The sequence below is a fragment of the Enterobacter sp. Crenshaw genome (genome assembly GCF_024734705.1).
Taxonomy (GTDB): domain Bacteria; phylum Pseudomonadota; class Gammaproteobacteria; order Enterobacterales; family Enterobacteriaceae; genus Enterobacter; species Enterobacter asburiae_B.
Map to the genome: position 1 here is coordinate 994,719 of NZ_CP102932.1, position 18,016 is coordinate 1,012,734.

Consider the following 18,016-nt stretch of genomic DNA (forward strand, 5'->3'; position numbering starts at 1 on the left):
AGCGGAAAAGGGGGAGGGGTCAGTCCAGCCAGGTACGGATTTTGGCTTCGATACCGGCGGCGTCCAGGCCAATCGCCGCACGGGCTTCGTCCTGAGTACCTTGCGGAATGAAGCGATCCGGCAGGCCGAGGTTCAGCACCGGCACGGCTTTACGGTTCGCCATCAGCACCTCATTCACGCCGCTGCCCGCGCCGCCCATGATGGCGTTTTCTTCCAGCGTGACCAGCACGTCGTGGGTCTCAGCCATACTCAGGATCAGAGATTCATCGAGGGGCTTCACAAAGCGCATGTCCACCAGGGTGGCATTCAGCGCTTCAGCCGCTTTCGCGGCCTCGGGCATCAGCGTGCCGAAGTTCATGATCGCCACTTTCTCACCGCGACGCTTAACCAGACCTTTACCGATCGGCAGTTTTTCCAGCGGCTGCAGCTCAACGCCTACCGCATTGCCGCGCGGGTAGCGAACGGCGCTTGGGCCATCCTGATAGTGGTAGCCGGTAAACAGCATCTGACGACATTCGTTCTCGTCGCTTGGCGTCATGACAACCATATCCGGAATACAGCGCAGGAACGACAAATCAAACGCGCCCTGGTGCGTCTGGCCGTCGGCACCGACGATGCCCGCACGATCGATAGCAAACAGTACCGGCAGCTTTTGAATCGCCACGTCGTGGATCACCTGATCGTAGGCGCGCTGCAGGAAGGTGGAGTAGATAGCGACAACGGGCTTGTAGCCGCCAATGGCGAGGCCCGCTGCAAACGTCACCGCATGCTGCTCGGCAATGGCGACGTCAAAATACTGGTCAGGGTATTTTCTGGAGAACTCCACCATGCCAGAGCCTTCACGCATGGCCGGGGTGATCGCCATCAGCTTGTTGTCTTTGGCTGCGGTTTCGCACAGCCAGTCGCCGAAGATTTTGGAATAGCTCGGCATGCCGCCGCTGCTTTTTGGCAGACAGCCGCTGGACGGGTCAAATTTCGGTACCGCGTGGAAGGTGATCGGATCTTTTTCCGCCGGTTCGTAACCGCGCCCTTTTTTGGTCATGATGTGCAGGAACTGCGGGCCTTTTAGGTCGCGCATGTTCTTGAGCGTGGTCACCAGACCCAGCACGTCATGGCCGTCAACCGGGCCTATATAGTTAAAGCCCAGCTCTTCAAACAGGGTGCCCGGCACGACCATGCCTTTGATGTGTTCTTCGGTACGCTTGAGCAGCTCTTTAATCGGCGGTACGCCGGAGAAGACTTTTTTGCCGCCTTCGCGCAGCGAGGAGTAAAGCTTGCCGGAGAGCAGCTGGGCCAGATGGTTGTTCAGCGCGCCGACGTTCTCGGAAATCGACATTTCGTTATCGTTGAGGATAACCAGCATGTCCGGCTTGATATCGCCCGCGTGGTTCATGGCTTCGAAGGCCATACCGGCGGTAATGGCGCCGTCGCCAATCACGCAGACGGTGCGGCGCTGCTTGTTCTCTTTCTCGGCGGCAACGGCAATACCGATGCCCGCCGAAATGGAGGTGGAGGAGTGGCCGACGCTCAGCACGTCGTACTCGCTCTCACCGCGCCACGGGAACGGGTGCAGGCCGCCCTTCTGACGAATGGTGCCAATTTTATCGCGACGTCCGGTCAGAATTTTGTGCGGATAGGCCTGGTGCCCCACGTCCCAGATGAGCTGATCGAACGGCGTGTTATAGACGTAGTGCAGCGCCACGGTCAGCTCTACCGTGCCAAGCCCGGAGGCGAAATGGCCGCTGGAGCGGCTTACGCTGTCGAGCAGGTAGCGACGCAGCTCGTCGCACAGCTTCGGCAGGCTCTCTTTCGGCAACAGACGTAACTCCTGGGTGGAGTCAACTAACGCCAGTGTCGGGTATTTGGCAATATCAAAACTCATCAAAGGCTCATCGAGATATATAGTTTATTTATCACGCTGGATTATATAGTCCGCTAGCGCTTCCAGTGCCGAGGTATCCAGCGATTGCGCGGCCAGTTCATTTAGGGACTGGCGGGCATCGTCAATCAGATCCCGGGCTTTACGTTGGGCTTGCTCAAGACCCAGCAGGGCGGGGTAGGTACTTTTGCCAAGCTGCTGGTCCGCACCCTGACGTTTACCCAATGTTGCAGTATCGCCCACCACATCCAGAATGTCATCCTGAACCTGGAATGCCAGACCGATACTTTCTGCGTATCTGTCCAGAATCGGCAGGGCTTTGCGCCCTTGTTCACCCGCGCTCAGCGCGCCCAGGCGAACGGCGGAACGAATCAACGCCCCGGTTTTATGGCGATGAATACGCTCCAGCTGTTCCAGATTAACCTGACGTCCTTCCGCTTCAAGATCCAGCGCCTGTCCGCCGCACATGCCGGCCACGCCGCTGGCCATCGCCAGCTCGGAGATCATCGCCAGGCGGTCGCGGTCGGCCACTTCCGCCATCGGCGCGTCGCTCAGAATCGAGAACGCCAGCGTTTGCAGGGCATCACCCGCCAGAATGGCATTCGCCTCGCCAAACTTGATATGGCAGGTGGGTTGACCCCGACGCAAATCGTCGTCGTCCATGGCCGGGAGATCGTCGTGGATCAGCGAGTAGGCGTGGATGCACTCCACGGCGGCTGCCGGGGCGTCCAGCGTGTTGTCGCTGATGCCAAACATATTGCCTGTGGCGTAGACCAGGAACGGGCGCAGGCGCTTTCCACCCAAGAGTGCGCCATAGTGCATGGCTTCAACCAGTGGAGTGTTCTGAAAAGGCTGTGGCGCAATAAAACGGCGCAGGGCGTCGTTGGCGCGTACGACACGCGCCTGAAGCTCGTTGGAAAAATCCATTTACTCGGCGTCCGGTGTAAAAGGCGTGGTTTTCGCGTCTTCGCTGTCGGAAAGCAGGATCTGCACGCGCTGCTCGGCCTGCTGCAGTTTGACCTGCCCCTGGCGCGCCAGCTGCACGCCACGCTCGAATTCATTGAGCGCCTCTTCCAGCGGGAGATCGCCGCTCTCAAGACGGGTAACGATTTGCTCCAGTTCACTCAGCGCAGTTTCGAAACTGGCCGGTGCGTCGTTCTTCTTCGGCATAGTGAATTGACTCTTATATTCTCAGCCCCGACATGGTAACGGACTCAGGGCAATTATCAAATAACGCGCAATGTGCACAGGAGCGGCGCGATGGTGGTATACTTGCGCGCCTGGATGCAGCCACGGGTGTGGGCTGCTGTACTCTTTTCCATTACAAGCCTTAATACGCTTGCCTAAGAAACATTGCCGCCATGAAGTTTATCATTAAATTGTTCCCTGAAATCACCATCAAAAGCCAATCTGTGCGTTTGCGCTTTATTAAAATTCTCACCGGGAACATTCGTAACGTATTAAAGCACTACGACGAAACCCTCGCCGTGGTGCGCCACTGGGACCACGTTGAAGTGCGCGCCAAAGACGAAAACAAACGTCAGGATATTCGCGACGCGCTGACCCGTATTCCGGGGATCCACCATATCCTGGAAGTGGAAGATGTTCCGTTCAGCGATATGCACGACATCTTCGAGAAAGCGCTGGTGCAGTACCGCGACCAGATCGAAGGCAAAACCTTCTGCGTGCGCGTGAAGCGTCGCGGTAAGCACGAGTTCAGCTCTATTGAAGTGGAACGTTACGTCGGCGGCGGTTTGAACCAGCACGTTGAAACGGCGCGCGTTCGTCTGACCAACCCGGACGTAACCGTGAACCTGGAGATCGAAAACGATCGCCTGCTGCTGGTGAAAGGGCGCTATGAAGGTATCGGCGGCTTCCCGATTGGCACCCAGGAAGACGTATTGTCCCTGATCTCCGGCGGCTTCGACTCCGGCGTCTCCAGCTATATGCTGATGCGTCGCGGCTGCCGTGTGCACTACTGCTTCTTCAACCTGGGCGGCGCGGCGCACGAAATCGGCGTTCGTCAGGTCGCGCATTACCTGTGGAACCGCTTCGGCAGCTCCCACCGCGTGCGTTTCGTGGCGATCAACTTCGAACCTGTGGTCGGCGAAATCCTCGAAAAAGTGGACGACGGCCAGATGGGCGTGGTGCTGAAACGCATGATGGTGCGTGCGGCGTCCAAAGTTGCCGAGCGCTACGGCGTGCAGGCGCTGGTCACCGGTGAAGCGCTGGGCCAGGTATCCAGCCAGACGCTGACCAACCTGCGTCTGATCGACAACGTGTCTGATACGCTGATCCTGCGCCCGCTGATCTCCCACGATAAAGAGCACATCATCGATCTGGCGCGCGAAATCGGCACCGAAGATTTTGCCCGCACCATGCCGGAATACTGCGGCGTGATCTCAAAAAGCCCAACGGTGAAGGCGGTGAAGGCGAAGATCGAAGCGGAAGAAGAGAACTTCGATTTCAGCATTCTGGAAAAAGTGGTGGAGGAAGCATCCAACATCGACATCCGCGAGATTGCCCAGCAGACCGAGCAGGAAGTCGTTGAAGTTGAAACCGTGAGCGGTTTCGGCGCTAACGATGCGATTCTGGATATCCGCTCCATTGACGAGCAGGATGACAAGCCGCTTCAGGTTGAAGGCGTCGACGTGGTTTCTCTGCCGTTCTATAAGCTGAGCACCAAGTTTGGCGATCTCGACCAGAGCAAAACGTATCTGCTGTGGTGCGAGCGCGGGGTGATGAGTCGCCTGCAGGCGCTGTATCTGCGCGAGCAGGGCTTTGCGAACGTGAAGGTGTATCGCCCGTAGTTTATTGCCGGGGAGTGCGGCCTGAAGCCCTCACCCCGGCCCTCTCCCACAGGGAGAGGGAGAACACCTATTCGTAATAATTATAAATCCCCGCCGGCATCACCAGCGACGACGCCACTTCGTACGCTTTCTCGCGCCCGACCAGCAGGTCAATAATCTTTAAGCCAAAATCAATCGCGGTGCCTGGCCCCTGGCTGGTCAGCAGGTTGACGCGCGGATCCCAGACGACGCGTTTATCCACCCAGTGCTCTTCCGGGATCGTATCCTTCAACCCCGGGAAGCCGGTCATGTTGCCGATGGGGAAGATATCGTGCGGAACCAGAACCGTTCCTGCTGCGGCACAGATAGCCGCGACGATGCGGCCGGATAAATGAAACTGACGCACGGTCTCGACCAGCAGCGGGCTGTCGCGAAAACATTCCGCGCCTTTTAAGCCGCCGGGCAGCACGATGATGTCGTAATCGCCGTCAGCCACCTGAACAAGGGGGGCATCCGCGAGGATTTTCACCCCGCGCGAGCAGGTGATTGCCAGATTACCGTCGCTGGCGACGCTGGCGGTGGTGACCTTAATGCCGCCGCGCACCATCAAATCAATGGTGGTGACCGCTTCCATCTCTTCGCTACCAGGGGCGAGGCAGATCAGTGCTGACGCGCTCATATTCACTCTCCTTACGTTTAACCAGGTCATACAGACGGGCGTTTTCCGGCACGGCGATACCGTGCGCGCGGGCGCGTTTTAGCAGATAGCCGGTAATGTAGTCGATCTCCGTGTGGCGTAATGCCCGAACATCCTGCAGCATCGAGGAGATGTTTTCTGCCGTGCTCTCAATGACCTGCTCGACATAGCAGCGCAAATCGTCGGCCGAGGTATGCAGGCCTTCCCGCTCAACGACCGCCGCGACTTCCGCACACAGCATGGCAATGTCCTGCGGATGATTTTTCAGCTCTCCGTTCGGGCAGTTCCACAGCGCCGTCAGCGGATTGATTACGCAGTTTACCGCCAGCTTGCGCCACAGCTGAGGGCGGATGTTGTTGTGCCAGGCGACGTCCGGCAGCACCTTCTGCAGCACATCGGCAAGATAGCTGTAATCTCCATCCTGAGTTCTGGCGGGCCCGATGTGCGTCACGCCGCTGGCGACATGCACGATGATGTTGCCGTCGCGACGTGCAGCGTGCGTGGTTGTCGCCATCAGCAGTGGCTGCGGGACGCTTTTCAGCTCATCAAGGGTCCCCATGCCGTTATGCAGCAGCAGTATGGGCGAAGTGGGGGGGAGCTGCGCGGCCAGCGTTTTTACCGCGTCTGAGACCTGCCACGCTTTGAGCGTCACCAGTAAAAGGTCGCTTTGCGCCAGGAAATCAGGATCGTTCGCGGTGAGGGATTCGTTAAAGATGCTTCCGTCTTCACCAATCAGGTTTACCCTGCAATAGGGCTGGGGCACGCGCAGCCAGCCCTGAACCTCATGTCCGTGCTTGCACAGCGCGGTCAGCCACAGCTGACCAAGCGCTCCGCATCCGAGCACCGTAATTTTCATTGTTCCTCCTCACCTGCAACTGCGCCAGGTGTTACAGCTTAATTATACAGCTAAGCTTCTGTTGAGTTATGCCTCGTAGCGGGTATTATGCAACGCAACAAAAGTGAAGGGAGAAGAAAAGATGCCATCTTTCGATATTGTTTCCGAAGTTGATATCCAGGAAGTTCGCAACGGCGTTGAGAACGCAACCCGTGAAGTTGAGTCACGTTTCGATTTTCGTGGCGTTGAGGCGTCGTTTGAGCTGAACGACGCAAATAAGACTATTAAGGTGCTGAGCGAGTCTGATTTCCAGGTGAATCAGCTGCTCGACATTCTGCGCGCCAAGCTGTTAAAGCGCGGCATCGAAGGGACGTCTCTGGACGTGCCGGAAGAGTTTGTGCACAGCGGTAAAAACTGGTTTGTTGAAGCCAGGCTGAAGCAGGGCATCGAGAGCGCGGTGCAGAAGAAGATCGTTAAGCTTATTAAAGACAGCAAGCTGAAGGTGCAGGCGCAGATCCAGGGCGAAGAAATTCGCGTGACCGGTAAGTCCCGCGATGACCTCCAGTCCGTAATGGCGCTGGTGCGCGGCGGCGATCTGGGGCAACCGTTCCAGTTTAAAAACTTCCGCGATTGATATAAAAAAGCCCGGTTTAACCGGGCTTTTTTTCACGCTTTGAGCGCCTGCTCGACCTCGAAGCGGTTGGTCATTTTACTGTCTATTTTGACGTAAGCGCTGCGCTCTTCCGGGACGATGAGCACCTCTGTCACACCCTCTTTGGCTTCCAGACGCTGCTTAAGCACATCGCTGATTTCCACATCATCCGGGATTTCCACGCGCAGGCTGCTCACGTAGCGCGGCTCTTTCATGGTGCTGGCGACCAGCAGCCAGACTGTCGCCAATAGCGCACCGGCGAGAAACACGGTTTGTGAATCAAACAGGCCGTCCACCCAGCCGCCGAGCGAGCCGCCGATCGCCACGCCGAGAAACTGGCTGGTGGAGTAGATGCCCATCGCGGTGCCTTTATATCCGGCAGGGGACTCTTTGCTGATCAGCGACGGCAACAGCGCTTCCATCAGATTAAAGGCCAGGAAGAACAGCTGCACGCCGGCAATCAGCTCCCAGAAGTGCGGGCCAGCACCCCAGAGCACAATTTCGGCAATCAGCAGGACCGCCACGCAGCCCACGAAGACGCGCTTCATTTTGCGCTTCACTTCGGCGTAGATGATGAACGGCACGACGGAGACAAACGAAATCAGCATCGTGACCAGATAGATTTTCCAGTGCTCAGCCGCCGGGAAACCCGCTGCGGCAAGCTGGCCGGGCAGGGCGACAAAGGTCGACATCAGCAGGATATGCAGGCACATAATGCCAAAATTGAGCTTCAGCAGGCGCGGCTCGACAATCACTTTGCTGAAGCAGCCTTTTACCATCCCTGATTCGCGGTTCAGAACGTGGTTTTTGCTGTCCGGCACGACCCACAGGGTTAAGGCAATACCGATGGTCGCCAGCACGGCAATCATCCAGAACAGGGCGTGCAGACCCAGCGTGTGCGTAATGATGGGGCCCAGCACCATCGCAATCGCAAAGGTCACGCCAAAGCTCACGCCGATGAACGCCATTGCTTTGGTACGGTTCTGCTCACGGGTTAAGTCTGACAGCAGCGCCATCACCGCGGCGGCAATCGCGCCGGAACCCTGCAGGGCGCGGCCGAGAATAATCCCCCAGATGGAGTGGGAGAGGGCGGCAATCACGCTTCCGAGCACAAAGACCAGCAGCCCGCCGACGATCAGCGGCTTTCGGCCCACCCGATCAGAGAGCAGGCCAAACGGGATCTGGAAAACCGCCTGCGCCAGACCGTAGATGCCGATCGCGAGGCCAATCAGCGCCTCGCTGGCCCCCTGCAGCGCCATACCGTACGTGGTCAGAACAGGCAGGACCATAAACATGCCAAGCATCCGTAGCGAGAAGACAGTCCCTAAGCCCCAGGTCGCGCGTAGCTCGCCTGGCGTCATTTTATAATCGTTCATTACCACCTCAGTTCAAAAGCAGGCCATAGTGTAGTGCGGGGAAGGGGTGGGGTAAATAAAGGGTTATTTAACAAATATTACATGCGTTATTAGTAGATTCAGTGAATAAAAAAGGGTGCCGAAGCACCCCTTTATTGACCTGTTTTGGCTTACCAGACGTAAGTCAGCAGGTTGTGTGAATCTGGCACCATGAAGTCCACGGACATCATCACGGACAGCGAGGTGATGGCCACAATCGAGAACACAAACAGTTTGCGCGCCCAGACTTTGTCATCTTCCACTTTGTAACCGCGCAGCGCCATACCGAGCCACCAGACGCTCACCGCAGCCGCTACCGCCAGATATTTATACCCGGCGTAACCACCCAGAGAGAGCATCAGCGTTGCCACGGCAAAGGCGATGATGTACAGCGTGATGTGGTTCTTGGCAACAGAAATGCCTTTCACGACCGGCAGAACCGGGATGTTCGCTGCCTGATAATCCTTAAAGCGGAAAATCGCGATGGCATAGGAGTGCGGCATCTGCCACAGGCTAAAGATAGCCAGCAGGATCAGCGCACCGCTGTCGAACTCGTTCGTGACCGCGCAGTAGCCAATCACCGGCGGCGCAGCGCCGGAGAGAGAACCAATCAGCGTGCCGTAGACGGAGTGGCGTTTCATATACAGGCTGTAGACGCCCACATACACCACGAACCCCATCACCCCCAGCCAGCAGGCCAGCGGGTTAGCACCAAACCACAGCAGCATAAAGCCAGCAATACCCAGCAAGGTGGCGTACACCAGCGAGACGGAAGGGGCGATCAGGCCTTTCACCAGCACCCGATTTTTGGTCCTTTCCATCTTCTTGTCGATATCCATGTCGATGTAGTTGTTAAATACACAACCGGACGCAACAACCAGTGACACACCGACCAGCGTGTAGATAAAGAGGGTGTAATCAATGCTGCCCTTAGAGGCCAGCAGGAACCCTCCGATCACGGAGATCAGGTTGCCAAAGATGATGCCTGGTTTCGTTACTTGCAGGTATTGCTTAAACATACTCGCCGCTCTTAGTGAACCATCATGTTGTAGTTGAGGTTCCACATAATCCAGATGGAACCGACTACCAGGATAGCGATGATAATCACGGTAAAGATAAAGGCGGTCATATTCCAGCCTTCATCGGACTTGGTGTTCATGTGCAGGAAGCAAACCAGATGCACCAGAATCTGAATCACCGCGGTCACCAGGATTGCACCCAGAATAACCGGCTTAGACGCAGAACCGCTCATCACCATCCAGAACGGGATCACCGTCAGGATGATCGACAGGATGAAACCTGTCATGTAGGTTTTTACGCTACCGTGGGAAGCGCCATGATCGTTTGAATGACTCATTACATCGCCCCCATCAGATATACAACAGAGAACACACAGATCCACACCACGTCCAGGAAGTGCCAGAACAGGCTCAGGCACATGATACGGGTACGGTTAGTGCTGGTCAGGCCGCGACGGGATACCTGGAACATCAGTACCGCCATCCAGATCAGACCAGAGCTCACGTGCAGACCGTGGGTACCGACCAGCGCGAAGAACGCTGACAGGAAGCCACTGCGATCCGGACCGAAACCTTCCAGAATCAGGTGATGGAATTCATAGATTTCCATCCCGATAAATCCAGCACCAAACAGCCAGGTCAACGCCAGCCAGGACACAACCTGGCTCTTGTTGTTTTTGTACATGGCGATAGCCGCCATGCCGTAGGTGATGGAGCTGAATAACAGCAGTGCGGTTTCAACCAGAACGAACGGCAGTTCAAAGATGTCCTTGCCAGCCGGGCCGCCCGCCGTGCCGTTCACCAGAACGGCGTAGGTCGCGAACAGACAGCAGAACAGAATGCAGTCGCTCATCAGGTAGATCCAGAAACCGAAGACTTTGGTCGGTCCTGTATCGTGGTGCGCATGTTCATGCGCGTGGGCAGTTGAGTGCGCCAGAGTATCAGTTGCCATTTTTCAGCCCCGCTTTAGAAATCTCGTCGAAATGCTGATTTTCCAGCTTCTCAACTTCACGGACTGGTACGTAGTAGTCCACGTCCTCGTCAAAGCTCTTCACAATCCAGCTGATTACGATGCCGGCGAAGCCAACAATCGCCATCCACCAGATGTGCCAGATCATTGCGAAACCAAATACCGTTGCGAAGGCGGCAATCACAATGCCCGCACCGCTGTTTTTCGGCATGTGGATTTCTTCGTAATGAGCAGGTTGCTTGTACGCTTCACCTTTTTCTTTCATTTCCCAGAATGCGTCGCGTTCATGAACCTGCGGCACGATGGCAAAGTTATAGAAAGGAGGTGGAGAAGAGGTCGCCCACTCCAGCGTACGGCCACCCCATGGGTCACCGGTCAGGTCACGGTTCTGGTCGCGGTCGCGAATAGACACGTAGAACTGAATCAGCTGAGACGCGATACCGCAGGCAATCAGCACGGCGCCGCCCGCTGCAACCATCAGCATTGGGTGGAACTGAGGATCGATCTGCTGGCTCAGACGACGGGTCATACCCATGAAGCCCAGCACGTACAGCGGCATAAATGCCACGAAGAAGCCGATGATCCAGAACCAGAACGCGCGTTTACCCCATTTTTCGTTCAGCGTGAAGCCGAACGCTTTTGGCCACCAGTAGGTTACGCCAGCGAAGCAGCCGAAGACCACGCCACCGATGATAACGTTATGGAAGTGCGCAATCAGGAACAGGCTGTTGTGCAGAACGAAGTCAGCACCTGGTACCGCCAGCAGTACGCCGGTCATCCCACCTACGGAGAAGGTCACGATGAAGCCGATGGTCCACAGCATCGCTGAGTGGAACACGATACGGCCCTGGTACATGGTGAACAGCCAGTTGAAGATCTTCACCCCGGTAGGGATGGCGATAATCATGGTGGTAATACCGAAGAAGGCGTTTACATTCGCGCCCGCACCCATGGTGAAGAAGTGGTGCAGCCAAACGATGAACGACAGAACGGTAATACACACGGTTGCCCACACCAGAGAGGTGTAACCAAACAGACGTTTACGCGAGAAGGTTGCCGCGATTTCGGAGAACACACCGAACACAGGCAGAACCAGAATGTACACTTCCGGGTGACCCCAGGCCCAAATCAGGTTGATGTACATCATCATGTTGCCACCCATATCATTCGTGAAGAAATGGGTGCCCAGGTAGCGGTCCAGGGTCAGCAGCGCGATGGTAACGGTCAGAATTGGGAAGGAGGCAATAATCAGGATGTTGGCGCACAGAGATGCCCAGGTAAATACCGGCATCTTGAACATGGTCATGCCTGGGGCACGCATCTTGATAATGGTCACGAAGAAGTTGATACCGGTCAGGGTAGTACCGACACCGGAGAGCTGAAGCGCCCAAATCCAGTAGTCGACGCCAACGCCCGGACTGTACTCAATTCCTGACAGCGGCGGGTAAGCCAGCCAGCCGGTCTGCGCGAATTCGCCCACACCCAGTGACAGGTTAACCAGGATAACGCCGACAACCGTGAACCAGAAGCTCAGGTTGTTCAGGAACGGGAACGCCACGTCGCGCGCGCCGATTTGCAGCGGAACGACAACGTTCATCAGACCGATAACCAGCGGCATCGCCACGAAGAAGATCATGATAACGCCGTGGGCGGTAAAGATCTGATCGTAGTGGTGCGGTGGCAGGAAGCCGGCTTCGCCCGCAGAAGCGAGTGCCTGCTGGCTACGCATCATGATCGCATCCGCAAAGCCACGAATTAACATGACGATACCGACGATGCAGTACATGATACCGAGTTTTTTGTGGTCAACCGAAGTCAGCCACTCGTTCCACAGGTAGCTCCACTTACCGAAGTAAGTGATCAGGGCCAGTAAGGCCGCGCCACCAATGATAATTGCAGCCACCGTAACCACGATAATCGGTTCATGGTAGGGCACTGCATCCAGTGTCAATTTTCCGAACATTTTCTTCCTCGGCCCCTTAGTGAGCGGTTTCCGCGTGGCTCATGTCCATGCCTTCCATACCTTCGTGCGCGCTGTGCTCGCCTTCAGGCTGGGTCATGTCCATGCTCTTGCCGTGATCCATAAATTTGCCAATAACGTCTTTGAACAAATCTGGTTTCACATTAGAGAAGTACTCCACCTTGTTGTATTCGCTTGGTGCAGCCACTTTTTCGAACGCCGCCATGTCAGACATGGTGTTTGGAGACTGCTTCGCTTTTTCAACCCACTGGTCGAAAGCGGCACGGTCTGGCGTCGCAATAGCTTTGAACTTCATACCTGAGAAGCCCGGGCCGCTATAGCTGGCGGAGATACCATCATAGGTGCCTGCTTCATTCGCGATCAGATGCAGGTTGGTCTGCATACCGGCCATCGCGTAAATCTGGCTACCCAGACGTGGGATGAAGAAGGAGTTCATTACGGAGTTGGAGGTCACTTTGAACTGAACCGGAGTGTTCGCCGGGAAGGCGATTTCATTCACGGTAGCAATACCCTGCTCTGGATAGATGAAGAACCATTTCCAGTCCATGGAGACCACTTCAATGGTAATAGGTTTCTCATCGTGAACCAGCGGTTTGCTTGGCTCAAGTGCGTGAGTGGTTTTCCAGGTCAGTACGGCAAGGAACAGGATGATCAGAATAGGTACCGTCCAGACCACAGCTTCCACTTTATTGGAGTGTGACCAGTTAGGGCTATACTTCGCATCTTTATTGCTCGCACGATACTTCCAGGCGAAACCAACAGCCATCAAAATGGCAGGAATAACCACAATCAACATCAGGCCAAAAGCCGTCAATATCAGTGAACGTTGTTCCAGTCCAATCTGTCCTTTGGGGTCTAGTAGTGCAGAATCGCAGCCACTGAGTAATACAGTGCCCGCGAATAATGACAACCATCCCAAACTTTTATTGTATTTCCCGAGTCTCATTTAACGACCTCAATTCCACGGAGTCTGGTGGCGTTTAAAGTGTGCGGGCATTTTACGGGAAGGTTACATTACTGTAAACATCATTAGGCCTGTGTCAGGAAGGTGTTACCGGGTTCTGCCGCACGTGTCACAAGTGTTGCAAATTATGTCGGTTTTTATGACCGAAGCCGCATGGCATGGGCTTTATAACGAAAGGACCCCCAAGCATACTCTAAAAGGGGCAATTGGTATAACCATTGTTGAAAATAAACAAAAAATTAACAATTAATTATCAATAAAAAGACATCTGAAAAACGAAAAATCAAACTCTCGTATGCTGAATCGTTTAATGAAAAATAGCGTTTTGGAATGGGAGCCAATAATTTCCAAATCCTATCCCGCACAAAACAACAAATATTTTTTTTGCGCCTGGCGGCTATTTCGCCGTTATAATTTCGGTTAGTGATTACAACGGGAAATAACCTTTCGCATTTTTCTTCAGGTCATCTGCGTTTTACGCAACGCCATGAAATCAAGCAGACCTCCGATCAGGATCCCGGCGATAGCCAGCAGGGCGCCTGCGTCCAGCAGAAGGGCTTCGAAAGGGAGCTCCAGAGAGGTGCTGGCATTGATAATAAGCACCACAAACCAGAGCGCCAGAGCAATGCAGCCCGCCATTAACAGACGTAGCGCAAAACGGTAGGCGCGGCGATATTCGGTGCGCGGCATAAAATGTTCTGTCCGCTGGGTATATTCCAGCGTCTGACGGCAGACCAGCAGCAATAAAATCCCCGGCACGGCAGCCACGACCGAGAAGAGATAAAATGTTGGCCAGCCGTGTGCTTCCACGAACCAGCCGGCAATCGGGCCAACGTACACGCGGCCAACGGCGGAAAGCGCCGAGAGCAGAGCGAACTGGGTAGCGGAAAACGACTTATTGCACAGGGTCATCAGCAGGGCAACAAACGCCGCGGTTCCCATGCCGCCGCAGAGGTTTTCGAAGAACACCGCCGCGGCCATGCTGATCGTATGTTTGTCGGTAATCGACAGCAGCCAGTAGCCTGCGTTAGAGGCGCCCTGAAGGATGCCGAAAATCAGCAGCGCGCGAAACAGTGTCAGGCGCTGCATCAGCACGCCGCCATAAAGCGCGCCGACAATCGTCGCAAACAGCCCCAGCGTTTTATTCACCACACCCACTTCACCGGCGTCAAAACCGACGCCCCGGATCAGGAAGGTGGTGGTCAAACTCATGGCAAAGGCATCGCCCAGCTTATAAAGGACGATGAGCAGCAGGATCAGCCAGGCGTTGTTGCGGCCAAAGAAGTCACGGAGCGGTTCGGCGACGGCCTGCTCCAGCGAGCGGGGAACCGGGATGACGTCACTCGGTTCGGGCGCGAACAGCGTCGCGATAATGCAGGGGATCAGCAGGGCGGCCATCAGCCAGTACATGCCCTGCCAGCCGAGGTAACGGTCGGCCAGCCACAGCGCCAGCCCGCCTGAAACCAGCATCCCGAGGCGATAGCCCAGCACGCTGATTGCCGCACCGGCGCCGCGCTCTTCAGCAGGTAACACGTCCGTCTTCCAGGCGTCGAACACAATATCCTGAGAGGCGGAACAGAAGGCAATCACCACCGCAAGCGCTGCCATCCAGCGAAGCTGGGTGGTGGGTTCAAGAAATCCCATCGCCGCAATAGCCAGCAGCAGCAGGATCTGCGTCATCACTAGCCAGCCGCGTCGACGTCCGAGGAAAGGCGGCGTGTAACGATCCATGACCGGAGACCACAGGAACTTAAAGACATAGGCCTGGCCAACAAGCGAGAAGAAACCGATGGTTTTAAGATCGATGTTCTCAACCGTCATCCACGCCTGAAGCGTGCCGGAAGTGAGTGCGAGGGGTAAACCCGAGGCGAAGCCGAGGATCAGCAGGATCGCTGATTTCGGTTGCTGGAAAATGCGTAAGTAATGGCTGGACATGTTCTTATAAAACTGACCCGGTGATACACCGGGTCAGAGAGCGGGATTAACGCGCGTTCTGCTTGATGAAGTCGTGAATGCTGGTGTCCTGCGCCATATCGGCGATGGTATCGGTCAGCACGCTGTTCACGGCGTTAGCAATGTTCTGGTTAGAAGCCTGGAAGGCACCTTCAACAGAGTAGCTGGCGCGGTAGTTTTTGGTCATCTTGTTGCCATTCTTCGCGGTGGCAATGATGGCGATATCCGCTTTGGTCGCAATGTTGTAGCGCACGTTGCCCTGAGACACGTCAGCGTACAGGTTATTCACGATGATCTGCAGATCAACCGCGCCGCTTGGGCCAATCATATAGCCGCGAGCGGTCATCTGTTTCTCCAGCACTTCCTGGAGCAGGAAGCGCAGGTCGCGGGAGGCGGTGAGAGTAACCTGCTGGTTATCGCGGGTCACTTTAGCCAGCGCCTGATCCTGACGCTGATCGGCACCGTTAATGCTCACGGTGACGCCCATCAGGCTTGGGTCCTGCTGAGGCAGGGTGATTTTTGGTGAGACATCAATGGTGGTAGGCGGGGTAGCACAGCCTGCCAGCATAAAAAGGGCTATCAACGGAAAGAAGAGTTTTTTTAACATTTTCGGGTTCTCAACGAATCGTAAGCATATAAAGAGAAAAATTGCCGCCATCATAACATCGCCAACGGCGAGGGGAAGTGGTCAACGCATGTAAATTCATCGCCTTGTCCGAAAACTGACCAGTTCACCGTTTTTCCCAATCCGTGTATGACAAAACGTATGAGTCTCACAGTGAACTTCATTCGTTTGAATGAGAAAATCAGACGAAAGCTAAATATTTGTTGTCAAGGTGTAATGGAAACGGTAAAAGCGGCTAACATTTAAAGGGATGGGTGACATCCTGGCGTTGTCGGAGGAGTAATTTCATGATGATACGTGAGCATATAGAAGATAAATTAAGGGCAGCGTTCAACCCTGTGTTCCTCGAAGTCGTCGACGAAAGCTATCGTCATAACGTGCCGGCAGGTTCTGAAAGCCACTTTAAAGTGGTTCTGGTTAGCGATCGCTTCACGGGAGAACGTTTCCTGAATCGACACCGCTTGATCTACAGCACCTTGACGGAAGAGCTCTCCACGACCGTGCATGCGCTGGCACTGCATACCTACACCATTAAGGAATGGGAAGGCCTGCAGGATACGGTTTTCGCATCGCCGCCCTGTCGCGGTGCAGGCACTATCGCCTGATAAATCGGATTTGCAACGGCTGGAGCTTTTCCAGTATGTTGCTTACAGATTTCCTCAAAACGGCCTCCGGGCCGTTTTGTTTTGTCTGAGTTTTGAGCGAATGGAGCGATTTTAAGACTAAAAATAGCCTTAAAGTGTGAAAAAAGCCGCAGCAACATGCCCCAACCGTTCTCGACTCACCTAAGTGATGCCGCTATAATGCCGCGTCTTATTGAATGTCTTCGGGATGATTCTGGCGACAGGGAATGTGAATCTGCACTAAGAGAGCATCCCGGTATAACAGACAGATTCAGAGTTGACCGAGCACTGTGATTTTTTTGAGGTAACAAGATGCAAGTTTCAGTTGAAACCACTCAAGGCCTTGGCCGCCGTGTAACGATTACTATCGCTGCTGACAGCATCGAAACTGCTGTGAAAAGCGAGCTGGTCAACGTAGCAAAAAAAGTACGTATTGACGGCTTCCGCAAGGGCAAAGTACCAATGAATGTTGTTGCTCAGCGTTATGGCGCTTCCGTGCGTCAGGATGTGCTGGGTGAACTGATGAGCCGTAACTTTATTGATGCGATCATCAAAGAAAAAATCAATCCGGCCGGCGCGCCTAACTACGTTCCAGGCGAATACAAACTGGGCGAAGACTTCACCTACTCCGTAGAGTTCGAAGTGTACCCGGAAGTTGAGCTGAAAGGTCTGGAATCTATCGAAGTTGAAAAACCAGTTGTTTCCGTGACTGACGAAGACGTTGACGGCATGCTGGATACCCTGCGCAAGCAGCAGGCGAACTGGAAAGAGAAAGAAGGCGCTGTTGACGCTGAAGACCGTGTCACCATCGACTTCACCGGTTCTGTAGACGGCGAAGAGTTCGAAGGCGGTAAAGCGTCTGACTTCGTACTGGCGATGGGCCAGGGTCGTATGATCCCAGGCTTCGAAGACGGTATCAAAGGCCACAAGGCTGGCGAAGAGTTCACCATCGACGTGACCTTCCCGGAAGAATACCACGCTGAAAACCTGAAAGGGAAAGCAGCGAAGTTCGCTATCAACCTGAAGAAAGTTGAAGAGCGCGAACTGCCAGAACTGACTGAAGAATTCATCAAGCGTTTCGGCGTGGAAGATGGTTCCGTAGCGGGCCTGCGTACCGAAGTGCGTAAGAACATGGAACGCGAACTGAATGGCGCGGTGCGTAACCGCGTGAAATCTCAGGCGATCGAAGGTCTGGTGAAAGCCAACGAAATCGACGTTCCAGCTGCCCTGATCGACAGCGAAATCGACGTTCTGCGCCGTCAGGCTGCACAGCGTTTCGGTGGCAACCAGCAGCAAGCGATGGAACTGCCACGCGAGCTGTTCGAAGAGCAAGCGAAACGCCGCGTTGTTGTTGGCCTGCTGCTGGGCGAAGTAATTCGTACCCACGAGCTGAAAGCTGACGAAGAGCGTGTGAAAGGCCTGATCGAAGAGATGGCTTCTGCATACGAAGATCCATCAGAAGTGATCGAGTTCTACGGTAAGAACAAAGAACTGATGGACAACATGCGCAACGTTGCCCTGGAAGAGCAGGCTGTTGAAGCGGTACTGGCGAAAGCGAAAGTGACCGAAAAAGCGACCTCTTTCAACGAACTGATGAACCAGCAGGCGTAATTTCGCCCCAACGGTTTAAAGTTT

The 18,016-nt window shown here is 55.0% G+C and carries 17 protein-coding genes; 4 read left to right on the top strand and 13 right to left on the bottom strand.

Annotation, left to right across the window (positions count from 1 at the left end):
• Positions 1-19: 19 nt before the first annotated feature.
• From dxs to xseB, 3 genes are read right to left on the bottom strand one after another with little or no spacing between them, the layout of a single operon-like run.
• A complete protein-coding gene (gene dxs / locus NWV12_RS04625; RefSeq protein ID WP_033144766.1) occupies positions 20-1,882 on the bottom strand; it encodes a 1-deoxy-D-xylulose-5-phosphate synthase in 1,863 nt (620 codons plus the stop codon).
• A 24-nt stretch (positions 1,883-1,906) separates the two neighbouring features.
• A complete protein-coding gene (gene ispA, locus NWV12_RS04630) occupies positions 1,907-2,806 on the bottom strand; it encodes a (2E,6E)-farnesyl diphosphate synthase (protein ID WP_048978946.1) in 900 nt (299 codons plus the stop codon).
• Positions 2,807-3,049 carry an exodeoxyribonuclease VII small subunit gene (gene xseB / locus NWV12_RS04635; protein ID WP_008503331.1) on the bottom strand — a complete coding sequence of 81 codons (243 nt, stop codon included), beginning with the start codon at positions 3,047-3,049 and terminating at the stop codon, positions 2,807-2,809. It lies immediately after the preceding gene.
• 191 nt (positions 3,050-3,240) lie between these two features.
• On the opposite strand from xseB, the gene thiI reads away from it, so the two are divergent.
• A complete protein-coding gene (gene thiI / locus NWV12_RS04640) occupies positions 3,241-4,689 on the top strand; it encodes a tRNA uracil 4-sulfurtransferase ThiI (protein WP_048978945.1) in 1,449 nt (482 codons plus the stop codon).
• 67 nt (positions 4,690-4,756) lie between these two features.
• On the opposite strand, the gene yajL is transcribed toward thiI, so the two are convergent.
• Positions 4,757-5,347 carry a protein deglycase YajL gene (gene yajL / locus NWV12_RS04645; RefSeq protein ID WP_033144768.1) on the bottom strand — a complete coding sequence of 197 codons (591 nt, stop codon included), beginning with the start codon at positions 5,345-5,347 and terminating at the stop codon, positions 4,757-4,759.
• Entirely contained in the window at positions 5,310-6,221 is a 912-nt protein-coding gene (gene panE, locus NWV12_RS04650; RefSeq protein WP_101744445.1) for a 2-dehydropantoate 2-reductase, read from the bottom strand. Before panE ends, yajL begins: the two co-directional genes overlap by 38 nt.
• Positions 6,222-6,342: 121 nt before the next feature.
• On the opposite strand from panE, the gene NWV12_RS04655 reads away from it, so the two are divergent.
• Positions 6,343-6,834, top strand: coding sequence for a YajQ family cyclic di-GMP-binding protein (locus NWV12_RS04655; protein WP_033144770.1), 492 nt, complete (start codon positions 6,343-6,345; stop codon positions 6,832-6,834).
• Between the two features lie 32 nt (positions 6,835-6,866).
• On the opposite strand, the gene NWV12_RS04660 is transcribed toward NWV12_RS04655, so the two are convergent.
• The 8 genes from NWV12_RS04660 to NWV12_RS04695 form a co-directional block, all read right to left on the bottom strand.
• Complete coding sequence (locus NWV12_RS04660; protein WP_045887932.1) at positions 6,867-8,228, bottom strand: MFS transporter; 1,362 nt, start codon at positions 8,226-8,228, stop codon at positions 6,867-6,869.
• 149 nt (positions 8,229-8,377) lie between these two features.
• A complete protein-coding gene (gene cyoE, locus NWV12_RS04665) occupies positions 8,378-9,265 on the bottom strand; it encodes a heme o synthase (protein WP_013095848.1) in 888 nt (295 codons plus the stop codon).
• Positions 9,266-9,276: 11 nt separating this feature from the next.
• Positions 9,277-9,603 (bottom strand): cytochrome o ubiquinol oxidase subunit IV, encoded by a 327-nt coding sequence (locus NWV12_RS04670; RefSeq protein ID WP_006176899.1) that lies wholly within the window; start codon positions 9,601-9,603, stop codon positions 9,277-9,279.
• The gene (locus NWV12_RS04675; RefSeq protein WP_048978942.1) at positions 9,603-10,217 is read right to left on the bottom strand and encodes a cytochrome o ubiquinol oxidase subunit III; all 615 of its coding nucleotides are present in this window, start codon (positions 10,215-10,217) and stop codon (positions 9,603-9,605) included. The genes NWV12_RS04670 and NWV12_RS04675 overlap by 1 nt, the downstream gene beginning before the upstream one ends.
• Entirely contained in the window at positions 10,207-12,198 is a 1,992-nt protein-coding gene (gene cyoB / locus NWV12_RS04680; protein WP_014168864.1) for a cytochrome o ubiquinol oxidase subunit I, read from the bottom strand. The genes NWV12_RS04675 and cyoB overlap by 11 nt, the downstream gene beginning before the upstream one ends.
• A gap of 16 nt (positions 12,199-12,214) precedes the next feature.
• Entirely contained in the window at positions 12,215-13,162 is a 948-nt protein-coding gene (gene cyoA, locus NWV12_RS04685) for a cytochrome o ubiquinol oxidase subunit II (protein WP_014882770.1), read from the bottom strand.
• Between the two features lie 477 nt (positions 13,163-13,639).
• Positions 13,640-15,115 (bottom strand): muropeptide MFS transporter AmpG, encoded by a 1,476-nt coding sequence (ampG, locus tag NWV12_RS04690; RefSeq protein WP_048978941.1) that lies wholly within the window; start codon positions 15,113-15,115, stop codon positions 13,640-13,642.
• Positions 15,116-15,161: 46 nt separating this feature from the next.
• Positions 15,162-15,740 carry a lipoprotein gene (locus NWV12_RS04695; RefSeq protein ID WP_048978940.1) on the bottom strand — a complete coding sequence of 193 codons (579 nt, stop codon included), beginning with the start codon at positions 15,738-15,740 and terminating at the stop codon, positions 15,162-15,164.
• Between the two features lie 305 nt (positions 15,741-16,045).
• On the opposite strand from NWV12_RS04695, the gene bolA reads away from it, so the two are divergent.
• Both bolA and tig read left to right on the top strand, forming a co-directional pair.
• On the top strand, positions 16,046-16,363 hold the full coding sequence (bolA, locus tag NWV12_RS04700) for a transcriptional regulator BolA (RefSeq protein WP_021241655.1): 318 nt from the start codon (positions 16,046-16,048) through the stop codon (positions 16,361-16,363).
• A 330-nt stretch (positions 16,364-16,693) separates the two neighbouring features.
• On the top strand, positions 16,694-17,992 hold the full coding sequence (gene tig / locus NWV12_RS04705) for a trigger factor (protein ID WP_023310569.1): 1,299 nt from the start codon (positions 16,694-16,696) through the stop codon (positions 17,990-17,992).
• The last annotated feature ends 24 nt before the right edge of the window (positions 17,993-18,016 follow it).